The sequence below is a fragment of the Pseudoxanthomonas spadix genome, assembly GCF_003703395.1.
Taxonomy (GTDB): Bacteria; Pseudomonadota; Gammaproteobacteria; order Xanthomonadales; family Xanthomonadaceae; genus Pseudoxanthomonas_A; species Pseudoxanthomonas_A spadix.
In genome coordinates this window covers 286457-302804 of record NZ_RDQN01000004.1, presented here as the reverse complement: position 1 = coordinate 302804, position 16348 = coordinate 286457, and the positions used below count along the sequence as shown (strand labels likewise).

Here is a 16348-nt window from a genome sequence, read left to right as displayed (position 1 = left end):
CAGTGAGTGGGGCCGTGGTCTCACGGCCTCCATGGATAGGTACCGGTCCCGGCGTCAAACATCACGGTTCTGGTCTCCACCACGGCATCGCCGCGCTTGCGGGTCACCCTCAATGGGTACATGCCCGCCACAGCATTACCCTGACGGTCTACGTCGATGATGTTGATCTCGTCCTGTTTTCCTTCCGTGATCCTTGGAATTCTCGAAACATTACGAAACACTCCATACACAGGAACCTGGATCACATAATTCTGGACAGCCACCCCCTGCCAGACGCCGCCTTCGGTCGACACCCAGCCATATCGGGATGGACCCACCTGGAGAAGACGGGCATCGCGGCAGGCACAATCCCCAGACTGCCCCGCATCGATGGCCGGACTGGAAGCCAGGACTGCCCAGCTGCCATCGGTCTTCAGTGATGCCGCCAGCAATCCCATCAGCCCCGGATCGACCTGCGAATACACCCCGGCATCCGGATCGCTGTAGGCCAGCACATAGACTTGCGGGCCGTCTTCGCTGGCGACCACCTGCGGGGATGCAGGCTTCATGCAGTAGTCAAGCGTATCGTTGGGCGTCTCGAACGAGAGCATCCAGCATGCCCGGTCGGCATCGTAATGCGCCGCGCCGTACGCGGCATTCATCAACCCATTGATTGCCGCCTGCACGGCGGGGGAATCAGCAGCCGGCAGCGGCTGTGTCGTCTTGTCCGGCGTGCTGGTCTGTGCCGCAACCGGTGATCCGCCGTCGCTCACCGCAACCGGCTCCGCCGTTCCATCGGAAGGGGACTGATTGCACCCAGCCAACAGTGCCAGTCCACAAGCCCCGGCAAGCCAGTATCGGCTTCGGCGCACTACCTTTTTTGTTCTATCCATCGCCATTTCCTCACTGCATCCTGCACGGCCAACCCGGGCTCAGCCTGCAACCTGCCATCAGTAATGCCTGAAGATCGGGTCGCTGCAGTCGGAGTAGATGATTTTGCAGGCGGCTCCGCCATTGACGTCACTGCATGATTTTAACGCGACCTCTTTAGCCAGCTCTATCGCCCCCCAGGTCTTTCCAATGGGAGAACAGCACGCGCGAAGTACGGGAGGCTGCAGGCGGAGTAGACGATTCGGCAAGTACCGGCAGAATTTCTCTCATTGCACACATTTTTAGCCCGCTCTTCCGCCAGCCCTATAGAATCCGCCGTTGCCCTACCTCCCGGGTGAGCCAAGGCAACGCACTGATTGGAATATGTGAAAATTAACTTGCAGTTCATTCCTCCCCCTCGGGTGCATTGACTCACCGCCTCATTCTCCGCGGTCACCCTGAAAAGCTGCCCTTCCGCAACACCACCCAGTCCGTTGGTTCCCTGCGCGATCGCCCCCCAGTTCGTGACCCACCCTCCTGTGAGGCGTGGCGGGGGCGGCATCTGCTGCTGCCTCGCGCCCCCGCCATAACCAGGATCACCCGGCAACGGTCCGTTGCCTCCAGGACGCTGCTGGCCCAGCGCATCGCCTGCACCAGCAGCTAGCAACACGGATATCAATGCCATCCGCAATTTCATGGAACCTCCGCTCAGGTTGCCTGACACGTTCATCCCCTGATCCGAAGTTCCCCTCATCCCCTGTTCGGCTTGTTTGCTGCACCGAACGTGCCCTGACCTTCGGAGGCGCTGGGATTCGCCGGAACACCCAATATTCTCGCCCCACCCGCTGAGTCTGTCCTGATCCCTGGCCCAGCCACATCCCTTCCTGGCTGCTGCTGTGCATACCCGCCACCCACATTGCCCGGGTGCCCGCCCGGCGCGTCGCCGCCCCCTTGCTGGGCCAGGTGCGGGCCCATCGTCGATTACGCTGCAAACTGCCCCAGCGTCCCCTGGAAGAACATCGCTGCCATCGGCGGGGCGGTGATGATCAACGTCGTCAGCAGCAGTCCCAGCCCGCCCTGCTGCATCGCCTGGCTGCTGATGCCGTCCACTGCATCCATGTCCAGGAAGCTGCCCACCAGCGCAGCACCCCAGAACGCCTCGGACACCGCCGTCATCATCTTCAGCGCGATGCTCGTCATCGCCGCCAGTACCGCCATCGAGAACATCGTCCCGAGCCCATAGAACAGCCACTTCTGGAACAGCGACTTGGTGACGTCGAACAGCAGGCACAGGATGAACAACGGGCCCAGGCCCACGAACAAAGCGATCGCCACTTGGTACAGCAACAGCATCGCTCCGGCCACCAGCGCCGGACCGCCGGTCCCGATCCCGGCGAAGATCATCGCCCGGGTCTTCTCATCGGCCAGCGTCGGGTTGTCCACCACGTCCACCGCGTTGATCGTCGTCAGCGCCACCGACATCCACGCCATGTTCTCGTCGATCTGATCGGCCGCCGACCAACGCCACATCGCACACCGACGACAGGACCTGCCGCGGGCATGAACTGGCCGGCAGCCGCGCACCGTCGGGGCAGAACGGTACATGGCCGATCCTGCGCCCGCACGCCGCATTCGGCGCGACCGCCGACATTTGGCCTGTGGCACCCATGTCCCTGCCATCTTCATCGTCCTGATGTCCTCGCTCAGCGCGTCGGCTGCTGGGCTTGGGCTTGGGCTTGCGCTTGGGCCAGCACCGGGTCCTGCACTTGCGCCAGCGCCTCCAGCTGCCGGGTGCTGGCCTGCACGTCCTGGCCCACCGCCTGCGCCCGGTCCACGTACACCCGCTGCGAAGCCGGGTCCCCCAGTTGCCCTTGCACCGCAAACAAGCCCTGGCCGTCCGGGCGCGCCAGCACGCTGTCCACCTGCCTCATCCCCGTGGGGTTGCGCACATTGCTCCCCAGCGTCGCAAGCTGCTCCAGCGTCACCCTGCCGGTCCGCACGTCTTCGACCAGTTCCGGCGTGATCGTCCCGATCCAGTCCCGCGAAGCCGCCACGCGCGCATCCTTGCCGTTGTCACCGCCATTGATGATGCGTCCGGCTGCCACCGGATCCGTCCGGCTGGCCTCCGGCACCCGATCCTGCCAATAGGCGACGGCCAACCGGGCCGCGGTCTGCGGATCGGCTGCCAAGTCAGGATTATTGGCAAGATCCACGCCAAAACGCTCGCCATAGCGCTCGTAGTTATCCCGACCGGTGTACTGCAAATAGCCGCGGCCGTGGAACCTCCAACCGTCCCCCAGCTCGGCATTTCCAAGATCTGCACGATTCTCGTACATCACTTTGGCAATCTGCTTGGGGTCCCCGCTGGCCACCGCCGCCTCGACCTCTTGCCACGTGAAACGGTCATCGGCAGACGCAACCGCCGCAATCACATTGTCAGCCGACGAATAGGCAAAGCTCTCGTGCATGCGCCGGAAGCGCCCTGTTTCCACCGTCGCGTTCCCCATGAGGTTGGCCAACTCCTCCGGCGAGCAGATTCCCGAGTCCACTGCCGTCGTGAACAACAACGCAGAGCTTTCATTGAATTGCGGCATTGCGCTTTCTCCTGTTCACTCCATGATCTTCCTGTTCTTCGCGAACGCCTCTTCGAGGGCGTCAGGATCGAACAGGTCCAGTGTCGTCCAGCCAACATCCTTTGGATAACTCACGGCCTCGCGCACAAGATCGACCTTGTCAGCGGCCTCGTTGTACTGTGGATACGAATTGATTGCCTCGCTGAGAAACCATGCCTGCTTGGCCTGGTCATAATCGAATCGGTAGATTGAAGTCCCTTTTTCACGCTGGTTGCTGTAGATGATCTCCCCTCGGGCTACCTTTAAATTGTCTTGCAAGCTCGCGGCATTGCGGGCCACAGTGTTGTAGAGGCACTCAACGACATGGCCGCTTCGGGCGGAAACAGCCAGTCGCCCCGCTTGGCGCTGCAAGACGAGCAACTCGCACGGATTGGCTCCGCTCTCGGTGGATTGGTGACGCACGATGAGAACTGCATCGACGGCTCCGTCGCCATCCAGATCCTCATTGGCTTGCGCCACCACCTGATCGTCCTGGGCAACCAAGCCTGCCACTTCCTGCGGCGCCACGCTTGTCCCTTCCGCAAGTCCGCTTCGACTGTCCACTGCTTTCGGCGGCGATGGCGCCGTGGCGCCGTCTTGCTCCGAGGTTGCCGAACCGGCCGAAGCCGGCGCCACAGTATGTTCTCCAGCAGCTTCGGAGCCAACCTGCCGTCCGCACCCGCCCAGTATCACCAGCACATACAGGCCGGCAAGCCAGCACCAGCATCGGCGCACTACCTTTACTGCCATGTCCAACGCCTCCTCACTCACTGCATCCTGCACGGCCAACCCGAGCTCGGCCTACAACCTACCATCAGTAATGCCTGAAGATCGGGTCGCTGCAGGCGGAGTAAATGATTTTGCAGGTGGCTCCGCCATTGACGTCACTGCATGCCTTTAACGCGACCTGTTTAGCCAGGTCGGGTGAGGATGCGGACGCTGCTCTGCCATTTGATGAACCAGCGTTGGGAACTGCACCCGCGGCGCACTGATTTTGATAGACCAACGTCGGCTTGCAGCCCCCACCCCCCCAGGTGAGGCACTGTCGCACTGCTTCTGCCTCAGCTTCTTTCTTTGTGAGCTTGCCTATGGCAACACCACCATCGCCTTTATCGTTCGCCGCAATCGCCCCCCATGTCTTGATCCACTTTCCCGTGGGGCGTGGCGGGGGCGGCAGCTGCTGCTGCGCTGCCGCTGCATAAGCATCCTGCTGTGCCTGATAGCCTCGACGCGTCTGCTCCAGTTGCCACTGCTGTTGCTGCAGGTTCCGCTGGGCCTGGTTCTGCGCCAACCCCCAATCACTGCTCAGCAACAGCCCGCACGCCAATGCCATTCGCAATTTCATGGAACCTCCACTCAGGTTGGCTGACACGTTCATCCCCTTATCCGAAGTTTCCATCATCCCCTGTCCAGCTTGTTTGCTGCACCGAATGTGCCTTGACCTTCGGAAGCGCTGGGAGTCGCTGGGGCACCTGCAATTCGGCTCGGTATTGCGCCAACTCCCGGACCAGTCGTATTTCGTTCCGGCTGCTGTGCATACCCGCCACCCACATTGCCCGGGTGCCCGCCCGGCGCGCCGCCGCCCCCTTGCTGGGCCAGGTGCGGGCCCATCGTCGAGTACGCTGCAAACTGCCCCAGCGTCCCCTGGAAGAACATCGCTGCCATCGGCGGGGCGGTGATGATCAACGTCGTCAGCAGCAGTCCCAGCCCGCCCTGCTGCATCGCCTGGCTGCTGATGCCGTCCACTGCATCCATGTCCAGGAAGCTGCCCACCAGCGCAGCACCCCAGAACGCCTCGGACACCGCCGTCACCATCTTCAGCGCGATGCTCGTCATCGCCGCCAGTACCGCCATCGAGAACATCGTCCCGAGCCCATAGAACAGCCACTTCTGGAACAGCGACTTGGTGACGTCGAACAGCAGGCACAGGATGAACAACGGGCCCAGGCCCACGAACAAAGCGATCGCCACCTGGTACAGCAACAGCATCGCTCCGGCCACCAGCGCCGGACCGCCGGTCCCGATCCCGGCGAAGATCATCGCCCGGGTCTTCTCATCGGCCAGCGTCGGGTTGTCCACCACGTCCACCGCGTTGATCGTCGTCAGCGCCACCGACATCCACGCCATGTTCTCGTCGATCTGATCGGCCGCCGACTCGTCCTCGCCCGTCACCTGCGCGGTGATCTCGTCCGGTAGCTTCTGGGTCAGCCACTGGTGCATGTCCGCGCCAAAAATCCCCATCGACACCGCCACCGACACGATCAGCGTCGCCTTGGCTGCGTTGGCCACCAGCACCATCATCGAATCGCGCGACTGGCCGGTCACGATGCGGAAGCCTTGAATCAGCACCCAGAGCGTCAACAGGGTCAGGACGATCGCGCCCACCCAATCCATCATCCGCCCCATCATGCCGTAGCCGAAATCGCTGATCGCCTCGGTCAGGTAATCGAGGATCGCATGGAAAAAGTAGAACTCCCCCAGCGACGCCTGGGGACGGAACCAACTCCCAAGTCCGTCCAACACACCCATTGTCGCGAAAGTCAGCATGTCAATCATTCCCTCGGGTTGTTCCCTTGGTGCGGCTCCGGCCTGCGTTCGAGGCAGGCGGTCACCCCGCCACCGCTTCCTGGTTCTTCATAGATCTGGCCAGCCAACCCACGCCGATCACCCCGAGGCCTCAGGTTTTCCGATTACTTGTTGTAGTGCAAAGCGGCCTCGAGTGCGGCGCTCTGCACCACCACGCCGATGACCTCGCCAGTGATGCTCTTGCTTTTCCCTCGCATCAGCTGCTGGGCGAGAATGACTTGCCGATCGTTCAGCGCCGAGATCAGGGCATTGTATTGGTCCTGCCGGGAACGAAACTCTTCGATCTTCTTCTGGGTGTCGGCATCGATGGCCGGCGTGTCGGTCTGGTGCTGATCCTGGGCGCCGGGAGTCTCGCCCTTACCCTTGATGCTGGCTATCAACTCTTTCATGGTGTTCTGGATCGATGGCATCGTCTCATTCATGAAATCGACCGACTCGTTGTACTTGCGGTTCTGCATGGTGACGCGCATGGCGCAGATTGTCTTCTGCTCATCCAGTCCACTCTCCTCACCGATCCCCAGCGCCTTGGTCAAATTCTGGAATGAAAACAGGTCCGTAATTCCGGTGCTGATATTGCAGGCGCTGGCAACGCCCGCGCTTTCGTCGACTTTTTCGAGCTTCTGCCCAGAGGGCAGACCGAGGCCGTTGAGATTTTCTGTGAGACTGGTCAGGTCACTGATCGTGCTGGTATAGCGCTCCAATTGCTTCTGATACTCCTCGACTTGCCGCATGTAGCGGTCGGCGGTCTCGGCGTATTCCCCAAGCTCCCCTGCGAAGCTGCTGGTGGTAGCGTCCTCCGTCACGGGGTCCGACACGATCACTTGCGCACTGGCAGCGGGGGCGAGCGTCGCCAAGGACGCCAGGAGCAGCAAGAGGAGGGGCTTGCGATCCAGCCGCTTTGTATCTTTGATGTTCACGGTTGACTTTCCTTCATGTCTTCAATGAATTCCGGATTTGCGTGATGACGAACCGGAACGTCTCGACCCGAACAGCCCCAAGGCGGCCGCTGCACAGGTGCTTGCCTACGAGGCCATCCTCACCGACGCCCCCCCACGGCGGCCAGAAGACTTCAACCCGCCTTTGCCCGAGCCCTTGCGGTTCTCGTAGAAGGCGTCCAGCCACTGCTCGGGGGTCAGCTCGCTCTGCGCCACGCCGTGGATGGCGGCCTGCTCCTCCAGGACGCGATGCATGATCTCGATGTTGTCGGTGGACGCAGAGATGACCGACAGGGCATCGTCCAGACCGCGCAAGTTGAGCTGACACACGACTGAGCCATGGCCCTGCTTGACCAGGAAGCAGCGCGAGCGCTCGTCGAGGCTGACGACCACTTGGTATTCAGCTTCGGTCAGTTTGAGGCCTTGCATGTAGTCCTCGCGGCTGGCGTTGGGATTGGGTAGCAGAATCAAGGTGGCGGTTTGCTCGATGAGCGCGGCCGAAATATCGCTGGACAGCGCATCCTCGGGGCTCTGGGTGGCGAAGATACCCAGGCCATTCTGCTTGCGGATGGTCTTTTGCTTGTTCTTGGCAAACTCCTTCAAACCGCCAGCACCGTCGAGGATCTTCCAGAACTCATCCATCACATAGATCAGCGGGCGGCCATCGATCAATTCCTCCAGGCGATGCAGGAGGTAGTTTATGACAGGAGCCCGCACCTCGGCATTGTCGATCAAGTCGGTGTAGTCGAACCCGATGATGTTGGCCTTCTGCAGGTCGATGATGTCCATGGGGTTATCGAACACCCAGCCCAGGGAATTGCCCGCAGTCCACTTCCGTATGCGCGCGTACAGCCCGTCATCACCCATATTGGGCAGGCTTCTCTGGAAATTGGTCATGGTGCGCAGGTGCGGCGGGGTATCCAGGATGTTTTCCACCGCACGAAAAATATCTTCCTCCTCGCGCGCCGTGTAAAAGCGCTTGGCCGCAAGCAGCTTGACCAACTCGGCCAGAAACTGGATGTTGCCCTCGCTGCGCTCGCACTGGAAGGGGTTGAAGCCGGTCGGGCGGCCATTTTCCAGCGCCAGATAGTTGCCCCCGCAGGCGCGCACGAAGATCTCCGCACCGCGGTCCTTGTCGAAGAAAAAAATGGTGGGTGACGGCTCGAACTTCTGCACCTGACTGAGCAGGAAGTTGATCAACGCGGTCTTGCCCGTGCCCGACTTGCCGATGACCATGGTATTGGCAATGGCCTTCTCACCCAGCGAGTTTTCCGCCGGGTGGGTGGCGTGAAAATTGAAATAGTAGGGCTGCCCGTTGGTGGTCTGCAGGGTCGTGACGCATTCACCCCAGGGGTTGTTTTCCTTCTTGCCGGTAGCAAAATTGTGCAGGGGCGAAAGGCCCAGGAAGTTCAGCGAACTCACGTTCGCCTGGCGGGTGCGGAACTTCCAGTTGGCGGGCAACTGGGAATAGAACGAGGCCGCGACGGCCAGGTCCTCCTTGGCCGAGACGAAGCCGGCGTTGGACAGTTCCGCGCGGGCAATGGCGATGTGCTGCTGCAGCTGGGGCTGGCTGTCGGCGTACAGGGCGATGATGAAGTGGTATTCGCCCAGGACAAAGTTGCCGGAGGACAGCTGGTCCATCGCGTAATCGAGTTCAACGATCTGGCTGACCGCCTTGTCGCCGGAAGAGATCATCATGCCCTTGGTGCGGTCGAGCACGCGCAATGCGTCCTGGCGCCCCATCGGACTGAACGAATGGGTCACGACGTATTCGAAATCCAGGTATTTCAACCCATTGAGAATGCCGGGGTAGGTGCCCTCCGGATACTCCTTGATGTTGAGAATGGCACCGTAGTGGTTGATACCGTCGGGCGTGGTGATCAGGTAGTCGCCGGTCTTGGACGAGAACGTGTGCTTGCTCACCGGCAAATAGGCGTTGACCGAGGCGGGCAGTACCGGGACCGGCTCATTGACGCGGTTGAGCAGGTAGCCCAGGAACTCCAGGGTTTCTGAAAAGACCACGCCATTGGCGGCCTCGTACATTCCCAGTCGATAAGGGGCGTAGTCCTTGAGCACGGCCTCCACATTGCTCGCAAGCTCCAGCACCTTGGCCACCGCCTGGTCCTGCATGAGCTTGAGGCGGTCGGTATTGGCCGTCTTCTCCACGAAGGCCTTGCCGCCCACGACCGGTCGGTAGACCAATGTCAGGTACAACTCGTTCCGCATGATCTTCTGCGAAGACAACTGCCCGAAATAGCCGTCGGACAACTCCTGGTTGAAGCGATGCTTGAACTTGCTATGCGTGCCGATGCGGCCGCGACGCCGCACGTCATGCACCCAGAAAGCGACATTGACGAAATCCGGAGCCCGCAAGGTTTGCAGCATGCGGTTGAATGTGTTGTGCTTGTGCTCGAGCTCCCACTCCTCGCGACCGACGAACGGCAGTCCTTCCAGATGCCAGATCAGCATGTAATCGCCGCCGGTCGTTTTGACCACGGAGCTCGCAACATGGCTTGAATAGGGCACAAATTCGCCAATGGCAGTGTCGGGAGTGAACATAACGTCTCGCTAGGATTGAACCGTCCGGCATAGCCCGGGATGCCGGCCATGCTTTGGCTCTGGTGTGGCCAGAGCAAGCGAACGCGCTGCTCTGTGCGCACCGCTTGACAGCCCGGCCACTCAGTCCCGGGTGGCCGTTGAGCGACCAGGGCGCCATGCGCGGAAGCCCATCATTTTCTGGCCCTCCCGGCAGGCTTACTGCGGTAGGAATTGGGAGTGAAGACCCATGCCCCTCGGTGCTCCCTCAGATTGCGAACCCGCAGGCGCATCTGCAGGCGCAATCCCAGGAGCCGGAAGATCATTTCGTCGCGCCTGGCCATCTGCCGCATGATGCCGATGACAACAGGCATCAGCAGCAGGTAAAACAGGTTGGTGTACATCGCAAGCAACAAGCACCCACCCGCCCCGATGAAGAACGGAACATAGGGCACGCCCATGAACATCGCCGGGCGAGTACAACCACGGAACATGACGTTCTTGTTCATGTGCGCACCCTACGCCCTGTTGCCTATGACGCGACGCACCAACGATTACGTCAGCCAAGGCACAAAAAGAACGAGGCCTGCCGGCGCGTCGGCGCCTGTTGAACCGCAAGACTCCCCCTCATCTCCCAGCAGCATCCGCGCAATCTGGCCTGCAGCCCCGATCAACACTCCTCCGATCAAGATGGTGGCCACTTCGCCGACACGCTTGTGGTTGAACGCAATCTGATAGCCGGAAAATATCACTGCGATCGTCACCACGGCGATGGATGCGATATTGAGCAGACCATTTACGTTTTCAAAGAATCCGCAAACCGTCTCACCAGTCGCGGTGAAATCCCCGCCTTCACTCTGGGCCAAGGCCAGCCCAGGTAGTAACAATGCACCGACAAACGTTACTGCCATACCCATGCCGGAAACCAGTGTCCTGGCCTGGCCAGCCCGTTCCTGCGAATAAAATCGATTTTTCATGGGTCGTTTCCTCGATCAAATGATGCGGCAGGACGGTCCAGGGACCGGGCGCTGCGCACGATGGGTTTAAACAACTCGTCGGACCGCCTTCTTAAAACACGAACGCCTGATCCACCGCCGGCGGAGAAGGCGGTGATGCAGAACTTTCCACCTCGGCTTTACTTTCAATGGCTTCAGACCGAGGTAATGACTTTGCGGGCACCGCAGCAGCGAGAACCACTGGGCCATCATCCCGTGTGCCCGCAACCGACCCGGAGGCGACGCCATCAGTACCCGCGTTGCCAGACGGGGGTGGATACACCGGATCGGCGGGGACCCGATCCGAGTTCGGCAGCGCGGGCGTGGCCGTCTGAGACAATGCGGGACCCGTAACCGCCGCACCGACAAACGCTGGATCGATGAGGCGCTCGACCTCCTGAGAGGTCAGGTCCGCTTCGGAGACCGACTCCTTCTTGCTGATCGCACGGGAATCTTGCCGATCCGGGCGTCGGGGCGGCGGGGCCATGGCAATGGCCAGTCCTGCGCCAGTGGGCGAGCGATTGTCCGCTTGCATGGACGCGAAAACCTTGTCCACGTATCCGTTCTGATAGCCGGTGCTGAAGTTTCCGGAGTAGTAGCAACTGAATGCCTTGCCCCAATCGCCGGAGGCGCGGCTATGACACTCCGCGAGGATCCGGGTACCGGCCCGAAGATTGGAGCATACGGAAAACGCCTGCTCGTAGGATGACAGGCCATATTTGACCAGATTATGACGGTTGACCTGCGCCAGCCCCACGGAAAAGTTGTAACCGCGCTGCTCCAGATCCCTTGCCGTCGCGACCGCCTCGGCAAGGTTTTCAGGCTGGCGAACGAGCGCGCCACCCACGACGCCGATGGCATACGGATTGAAGGATGACTCCACTTCCACGACATGTCGCATCACCTGGATGGGAACTTCCAGATTCGGGCACTGCGCCATTTCAATTGCTGACAGCATTGAAAATGCTCCCTGTCGCTGGTCCCTAGTTGAACCGTGAAGGCGTTACGCGCTACGCCGGATTCCGGTCCGGCAAGATCATAGTTGGTGACTCGGCTGGCATTGTCAATTCGTTCATGAGGAATTACGTCACATTTTCGCCGCATCGCACAACGGAGCCGCTGGATTGAACCCAAGCGCCAGCGGGAGGACAGCGCGCGAGTACGACCTGAAGGCCGGAGAGGCTGTACGTCGGCTCACTCTTGAAAACTTCTATCGGGCGTGAAGTCAATGCCCGTGATGTAGCGGCTGCCGGCGTGCGCCTTGATATGCACCACGATGTCGATCGTCATCATCAGCAGACGCTTGATGACGGAGAACTCCAGACCAGCCCCTTCAGCCGAGGCCTTGACCATCAATGCCAGCTGATCCCAGGTCTGGTTGATGTTCCCGGCGTGGCAGCTGGTAATGGATCCCGGATGACCAGAAGCGCAATTGCGGATGAAATAGAAGGACTCGTCACCACGCAACTCCGCCAGGATGATGCGATCAGGCTTCATACGCAGGCACGCTTCCATGCAGGTCTTGGCAGTGACATTGCTCATGCTTTGGCCGCCCTTGGAATACAGCAGATGCACCACGTTGGGCTGTTCAATGAACAGTTCGCGTGCATCCTCGATGGTCACCAGCCGTTCGTCGCGCGGGATGTGGTGAACCAGGGATTTCATGAAAGTGGTCTTGCCGCTGCCCGTGGCGCCCGCCACGACGACATTCTTTTTGTATAACACGGCCTTTCGAAAGAACTCGGCGTACTCGCGCTTGCTGCGAAGCTCCAACAATTCCTCATCATGCGGCGTCAGCGCCTGGTTCTCCTCCAGTATCTGGGCAAAAAAGCCCTCCTGCTGATACTGGTCGAGCGTTCGCGTCTGGTGCGACGGCAAGCGAATGGTGATCGAGACTTTGCCTGGATCGCAAGCCGGCGGGATCACGAACTGCGCGCGCTGGCCAGTCGGGAAGGTCAGCGACACCATCGGATCCGCGTCGGTGATCCGTTGCCCGGTGTTGCTCTCGTTCACCACCGCGGTACAGAACTGGCGAGCACGCTCGAAGCTCAACGACGGCACTTCAACCCGGCGCCAGCCTCCCCGACCTTCCAGGTACAACTCACCCGGGCGGTTGACGCAGATTTCCGTCACCTCCGTCGAGCTCATGTATTCCCGAATGCCCAGCACGTCGTACTGGTAGTTCAGGAAGTCGTCCGAGATGTCGGCAACAGAGGAATCGTCGATCACTGTCAAGCGTGGCCTGGTCATTGGCATCCTTTCGGTCCAGAAGCGGGTCCGTTCAGCAGCAGCGCCTATTGGCCCGGCAGCACTGCCGAGAAGTCCACATCCTTGGCAACGTAAACATTCAACACCGTCCCCTGATTGATCGTGACCGTCGGTGGACGACTCATGGCCTGCTCCAATGCCCGGTTCGCCAGGCGTTCCATGGTTCTGGCGGTCGCACTCTCATAGGGCTCGGTGACGACGGTTCCAGAGTAGCTGATGGAAGTGGATTCCGGACCGTTCTCGGCGGCCGCGTACTTGAAGGCGTCAGCCAGCAGGCTGATCATCAACGAGGACGCGATGCGGCTGCCCCAATGAGCGCTGTAATCGCCGGGATGTCCAGCCCCGCCAAGGTTATCCACACCAGGGCTGGACATCGTGATGTCCAAGCCCGTGGGCGTGGTGATACGATCCCACACCACGGCCACGCGGGGACCGTTGGTGCCGCCGCCATACGTACCGGAAAGCTTGGAGCCCTTGGGTAGCAGCAATCGCTTGCCGTTGACCGAATAGACTGGCTCGGTGACCACGCAAGAAGTGAAGCCAGGAACATCGGTCACGATGTGAGTCTCCAGGACACACCGCAGGTAGGTGCCACGCAGCAGCAGGGTGTCAGGCTTGCGCAAGTAGGACGCCAGCGTCGTTGGTGCCATCTGGAGTTCGCCGGGAGCACTATTGTCGTCACTGTTCCCCTGCCCGAGCAACAACTGTTGCTGCTGCTGTTTCATCTGGTTTCGCCTGGCGTAGGCAGCCGCCATCTCCGGTGACTGCTCAGCGGCACCCGATCCTCCCATACCACCCACGCTGCCCATGCGGCGCTCCATCAGCGAGGGGCCACGTGGTGCGCCGTCGCGCTGGCTTGGCCCTTGCTGAGGGAGAGGAGGTGTCGGTAACGTGGGGATCGGCGCCGCGGCCGGGGTGCTTGCGGTCTGCTCAGGAGGCGGTAGCGGAGCGGAAGGCAATCCACCGGGCACATCCGGCACATAGGGCTTCTCCTCCCTCGGCGCCTTGGCACGGGGAGCGTCGTCCGAACGCAGCTTTGCCAGCAGCATCACCCCCATCAGGATCACCAATACCACGATGGCAGCAAGGAACAACAGTGCCTTGCGGTTGACTCTCTGGGATTCCTCGTCGCGCAACTCGGGTGCCCCGGCATCCAGATCAGGCGCGCCGCCCAGGCTGTTGTAGTAGGGATTCGGATTCGGATTCGAATCCGGATTGGAGTGGTCAGCCCGCGGGTCGCCGTTCTCGGGGGGGATGTTCTGGCTCATTTCTGCTGGTTCCTCCGCAACCCGACGACGTTCTCTCCATGACGCAGCACCAAATACGGGTAGGTGCCGTGCACCACGATGGTGTTCTGCTCCACGGTCGTATTGACGACGAAGTCCTCACCACGCTCCCTCTGGCGCCCGTAGATCGTGGGAAAGTTTCCCGTAGGGAAACTGATCCCGTCGTTCAGCTTCACGTAGGTGAACTGACCATCATCGTACACAGTCGCCGGAATCAGCCATTGCGCCTTGCTCCGCGTCGCGTATGAATAGTCGTAGTAGTAGCGCCTGTTCTTGTCGAAGGAGGTATCCAACTGGGCAGGCACTGAAGGCTTTCCGGGTGCGGCCGGCGTGGCTTGTTGCTTATCCTGCGCCGTCGAGAACTGCGCATCAGGCGGATAACTGAAAGTTACCTTGTACTGCACCCCCGCCGCCCTGGCCTGGCTAAGAGAACGCCAGTCCGTGGCCACGACCTTCAATTCAAAGATGTAGGAATGGGTCTCCGTGCGCACCATCATGTTGGTGTCCACGTCGACATTCTTGGGCTTCAGATAAAAAACGCTTCCACGCCTGGTCAGCTCCCAGCCACTGGAAAATCCCGTGCTGTAGTCAAGAATATGCTCGTTCGGATCAAGCTCGATCTGGGTGGTAATACCCAGTCCTGTGCGAATCTGGTAGATCGCATCTTCCGCATACTGATAGCGATCCACCGCCTGCTCCACAGCGGGCGCGCGCGCCACGCAAACCGCCAGCAGTACCACTGCCAACACGAGGTTGCGGACTTCAACTTTCATTTCTGGCTTTCTCCATTGCCGCCGGAATTGGACTCGCCATCAACGGGTGGTGCGGAAGATGCTGGACCCGGCACACCAGCGGGCGCTGTTGCCGGCACCCCTCCCGCAGACTCCGTCCCTGCGGCGTCCATAGGTATCGACCGCGGCGAAGCCACATAATCGTTGTCCACCTTGTAACTGACCACCTGGAACCCAAGGGGATTTATTACTCTCTGCTCGTCATTAAGACGCAGATTATCGTTGTATCTGAAAGTCAGCGTCGCTATTTTGTTGTCAAGGAAATTGACTTTGCCGCTTGGCTTGTTGAAGAGCGAACGCTGGAAGCGCACGGTGGCAGTACCGGTATTCCTACCGCGTCCACTACCGATGATGGTGGTACTCAGTATCTGTATTCGGACGGCATCGGTCTTGCCATAGAGATTGATTGGACTGTCCGGATTTTTGCGGTCGTATTCCTCACGCATCTGGACTCCAACGGCGGAACTGGACATCAGATAAGCGGTTTGCCAATCACCATAGCGGCGTCCGAGCGTGTCCCAGTCATAGGATTCGCGAGCAAGCACGAAGCGCTGCACATTGGCGCGAGTCACCGCCTCGCTCTTGGTGATGGTCTGATCTAGCACGCTCGGCACCAGCCGACTGGTCTGGACGTTTCCAGAATAGGGATCAACCAACACCAGGAAAGGCGTTCGTTCCTTCAATGGAAGAAGGAAGAAATACCCCCCTGCCAGCACTCCGCATAGCACCAGGGCGCCAACTGCAACCTGCCACGCGCGCTTTTCGCTGCGCTTGGCCATGTCGGCGATCGTCAGCTCGTAATTCACCCCCTTGGCGATCGCCCCCTTCACCTTGGGCGTCTCTTCTTTATTGCGCAACATCATGCGTACTTGGCCGGTAAGGTCGGAAGAAGATCATTATTTGCCAAAAATCCCGTGGTTTCTGCCAACTGATTTTCAAAGCGACGCGCTGGCGGGTCGGGAAACTGCAGGAGCAACAATGATTTTCTTGCCCTGCACGGTCACCGCCACACCCTGCGCGGCGTAAGCCGAAGTCAGTTGCGACGTCGCATCCTGGATGCTGGTGGTATCAATCTTCGAGACCGCGCCATAAAGCGTGAAGTCAGAGCCGAACCGATAGTCCAATGACATATTCGAGTCCTTCGCCCAGCGTGTAAGCATCGTTTTCAACGTGCCATCCATCGGCGAGGCCTGGAAGATGTATGCGGTCGCCAAGGGAATCTCGATCGGCGTCTCCGAGTAATTGTTGACTGGCCGCCATTTTCCACCGTAATCCGGCGGCGGCGTGGTGCCGCAGGCGGACAGCAACGCGCCCAGCGCGAGCATCAAGGATGTGTTGACGATGTTCGGCTGACTCACGCGCCACTGCTCCTTCAGAAAATCAAAAAAAGCTACCCGCAGGCGACATGCCCCTGCCTGCTGAACTAGCGTTATTCGAAACTTGGCTGGTCGGCCGCCGGCGGCTGCCGGAAAACTGAAGCAGGCCCCGAGC

General features: G+C 60.3%; 17 protein-coding genes. All 17 read right to left on the bottom strand.

Annotation, left to right across the window (positions count from 1 at the left end):
* Positions 1 to 20: 20 nt before the first annotated feature.
* The 17 genes from D9R12_RS08745 to D9R12_RS08665 all read right to left on the bottom strand — a co-directional run bounded on the left by D9R12_RS08745 (position 21) and on the right by D9R12_RS08665 (position 16182).
* Positions 21 to 752, bottom strand: coding sequence for a hypothetical protein (locus D9R12_RS08745; RefSeq protein WP_244919637.1), 732 nt, complete (start codon positions 750 to 752; stop codon positions 21 to 23).
* 284 nt (positions 753 to 1036) lie between these two features.
* A complete protein-coding gene (locus D9R12_RS16260; RefSeq protein ID WP_425479087.1) occupies positions 1037 to 1411 on the bottom strand; it encodes a DUF4189 domain-containing protein in 375 nt (124 codons plus the stop codon).
* A gap of 419 nt (positions 1412 to 1830) precedes the next feature.
* Positions 1831 to 2379, bottom strand: coding sequence for a type IV secretion system protein (locus tag D9R12_RS08735; RefSeq protein WP_425479078.1), 549 nt, complete (start codon positions 2377 to 2379; stop codon positions 1831 to 1833).
* 173 nt (positions 2380 to 2552) lie between these two features.
* The gene (locus tag D9R12_RS15915; protein WP_122229787.1) at positions 2553 to 3443 is read right to left on the bottom strand and encodes an XVIPCD domain-containing protein; all 891 of its coding nucleotides are present in this window, start codon (positions 3441 to 3443) and stop codon (positions 2553 to 2555) included.
* A gap of 15 nt (positions 3444 to 3458) precedes the next feature.
* Positions 3459 to 4211, bottom strand: a complete 753-nt coding sequence (locus tag D9R12_RS08725; protein WP_147475067.1) for a hypothetical protein — start codon at positions 4209 to 4211, stop codon at positions 3459 to 3461.
* 64 nt (positions 4212 to 4275) lie between these two features.
* Positions 4276 to 4839 (bottom strand): DUF4189 domain-containing protein, encoded by a 564-nt coding sequence (locus D9R12_RS08720; RefSeq protein ID WP_170159201.1) that lies wholly within the window; start codon positions 4837 to 4839, stop codon positions 4276 to 4278.
* A gap of 20 nt (positions 4840 to 4859) precedes the next feature.
* On the bottom strand, positions 4860 to 6017 hold the full coding sequence (locus D9R12_RS08715) for a TrbL/VirB6 family protein (RefSeq protein ID WP_425479076.1): 1158 nt from the start codon (positions 6015 to 6017) through the stop codon (positions 4860 to 4862).
* A gap of 134 nt (positions 6018 to 6151) precedes the next feature.
* On the bottom strand, positions 6152 to 6964 hold the full coding sequence (locus D9R12_RS08710) for a hypothetical protein (RefSeq protein ID WP_122229779.1): 813 nt from the start codon (positions 6962 to 6964) through the stop codon (positions 6152 to 6154).
* Between the two features lie 105 nt (positions 6965 to 7069).
* Entirely contained in the window at positions 7070 to 9541 is a 2472-nt protein-coding gene (locus D9R12_RS08705; RefSeq protein ID WP_122229777.1) for a VirB4 family type IV secretion/conjugal transfer ATPase, read from the bottom strand.
* A 170-nt stretch (positions 9542 to 9711) separates the two neighbouring features.
* A complete protein-coding gene (locus tag D9R12_RS08700; protein WP_122229775.1) occupies positions 9712 to 10026 on the bottom strand; it encodes a VirB3 family type IV secretion system protein in 315 nt (104 codons plus the stop codon).
* Positions 10027 to 10071: 45 nt separating this feature from the next.
* On the bottom strand, positions 10072 to 10494 hold the full coding sequence (locus tag D9R12_RS08695) for a TrbC/VirB2 family protein (RefSeq protein ID WP_122229773.1): 423 nt from the start codon (positions 10492 to 10494) through the stop codon (positions 10072 to 10074).
* Between the two features lie 91 nt (positions 10495 to 10585).
* Positions 10586 to 11470, bottom strand: coding sequence for a lytic transglycosylase domain-containing protein (locus tag D9R12_RS08690; protein WP_122229771.1), 885 nt, complete (start codon positions 11468 to 11470; stop codon positions 10586 to 10588).
* Between the two features lie 236 nt (positions 11471 to 11706).
* Positions 11707 to 12747 (bottom strand): P-type DNA transfer ATPase VirB11, encoded by a 1041-nt coding sequence (gene virB11, locus D9R12_RS08685; protein WP_244671855.1) that lies wholly within the window; start codon positions 12745 to 12747, stop codon positions 11707 to 11709.
* Positions 12748 to 12806: 59 nt separating this feature from the next.
* On the bottom strand, positions 12807 to 14048 hold the full coding sequence (locus D9R12_RS08680) for a TrbI/VirB10 family protein (RefSeq protein ID WP_122229767.1): 1242 nt from the start codon (positions 14046 to 14048) through the stop codon (positions 12807 to 12809).
* Positions 14045 to 14839, bottom strand: a complete 795-nt coding sequence (locus D9R12_RS08675) for a TrbG/VirB9 family P-type conjugative transfer protein (RefSeq protein ID WP_122229765.1) — start codon at positions 14837 to 14839, stop codon at positions 14045 to 14047. The genes D9R12_RS08680 and D9R12_RS08675 overlap by 4 nt, the downstream gene beginning before the upstream one ends.
* Positions 14836 to 15717 carry a VirB8 family type IV secretion system protein gene (locus D9R12_RS08670; protein ID WP_122229973.1) on the bottom strand — a complete coding sequence of 294 codons (882 nt, stop codon included), beginning with the start codon at positions 15715 to 15717 and terminating at the stop codon, positions 14836 to 14838. The genes D9R12_RS08675 and D9R12_RS08670 overlap by 4 nt, the downstream gene beginning before the upstream one ends.
* A gap of 75 nt (positions 15718 to 15792) precedes the next feature.
* The gene (locus tag D9R12_RS08665; protein ID WP_122229763.1) at positions 15793 to 16182 is read right to left on the bottom strand and encodes a hypothetical protein; all 390 of its coding nucleotides are present in this window, start codon (positions 16180 to 16182) and stop codon (positions 15793 to 15795) included.
* Between the last annotated feature and the right edge of the window lie 166 nt (positions 16183 to 16348).

Coding starts and splice junctions, on each gene's coding strand:
- D9R12_RS15915 (WP_122229787.1), bottom strand. CDS start 3,443: ATGCCGCAATTCAATGAAAGCTCTGCGTTGTTGTTCACGACGGCAGTG.
- D9R12_RS08670 (WP_122229973.1), bottom strand. CDS start 15,717: ATGTTGCGCAATAAAGAAGAGACGCCCAAGGTGAAGGGGGCGATCGCC.
- D9R12_RS08720 (WP_170159201.1), bottom strand. CDS start 4,839: ATGAACGTGTCAGCCAACCTGAGTGGAGGTTCCATGAAATTGCGAATG.
- D9R12_RS08705 (WP_122229777.1), bottom strand. CDS start 9,541: ATGTTCACTCCCGACACTGCCATTGGCGAATTTGTGCCCTATTCAAGC.
- D9R12_RS08735 (WP_425479078.1), bottom strand. CDS start 2,379: ATGTGGCGTTGGTCGGCGGCCGATCAGATCGACGAGAACATGGCGTGG.
- D9R12_RS08680 (WP_122229767.1), bottom strand. CDS start 14,048: ATGAGCCAGAACATCCCCCCCGAGAACGGCGACCCGCGGGCTGACCAC.
- D9R12_RS08695 (WP_122229773.1), bottom strand. CDS start 10,494: ATGAAAAATCGATTTTATTCGCAGGAACGGGCTGGCCAGGCCAGGACA.
- D9R12_RS08715 (WP_425479076.1), bottom strand. CDS start 6,017: ATGATTGACATGCTGACTTTCGCGACAATGGGTGTGTTGGACGGACTT.
- D9R12_RS08665 (WP_122229763.1), bottom strand. CDS start 16,182: ATGCTCGCGCTGGGCGCGTTGCTGTCCGCCTGCGGCACCACGCCGCCG.
- D9R12_RS08690 (WP_122229771.1), bottom strand. CDS start 11,470: ATGCTGTCAGCAATTGAAATGGCGCAGTGCCCGAATCTGGAAGTTCCC.
- D9R12_RS08700 (WP_122229775.1), bottom strand. CDS start 10,026: ATGAACAAGAACGTCATGTTCCGTGGTTGTACTCGCCCGGCGATGTTC.
- D9R12_RS16260 (WP_425479087.1), bottom strand. CDS start 1,411: ATGCCGCCCCCGCCACGCCTCACAGGAGGGTGGGTCACGAACTGGGGG.
- D9R12_RS08725 (WP_147475067.1), bottom strand. CDS start 4,211: ATGGCAGTAAAGGTAGTGCGCCGATGCTGGTGCTGGCTTGCCGGCCTG.
- D9R12_RS08675 (WP_122229765.1), bottom strand. CDS start 14,839: ATGAAAGTTGAAGTCCGCAACCTCGTGTTGGCAGTGGTACTGCTGGCG.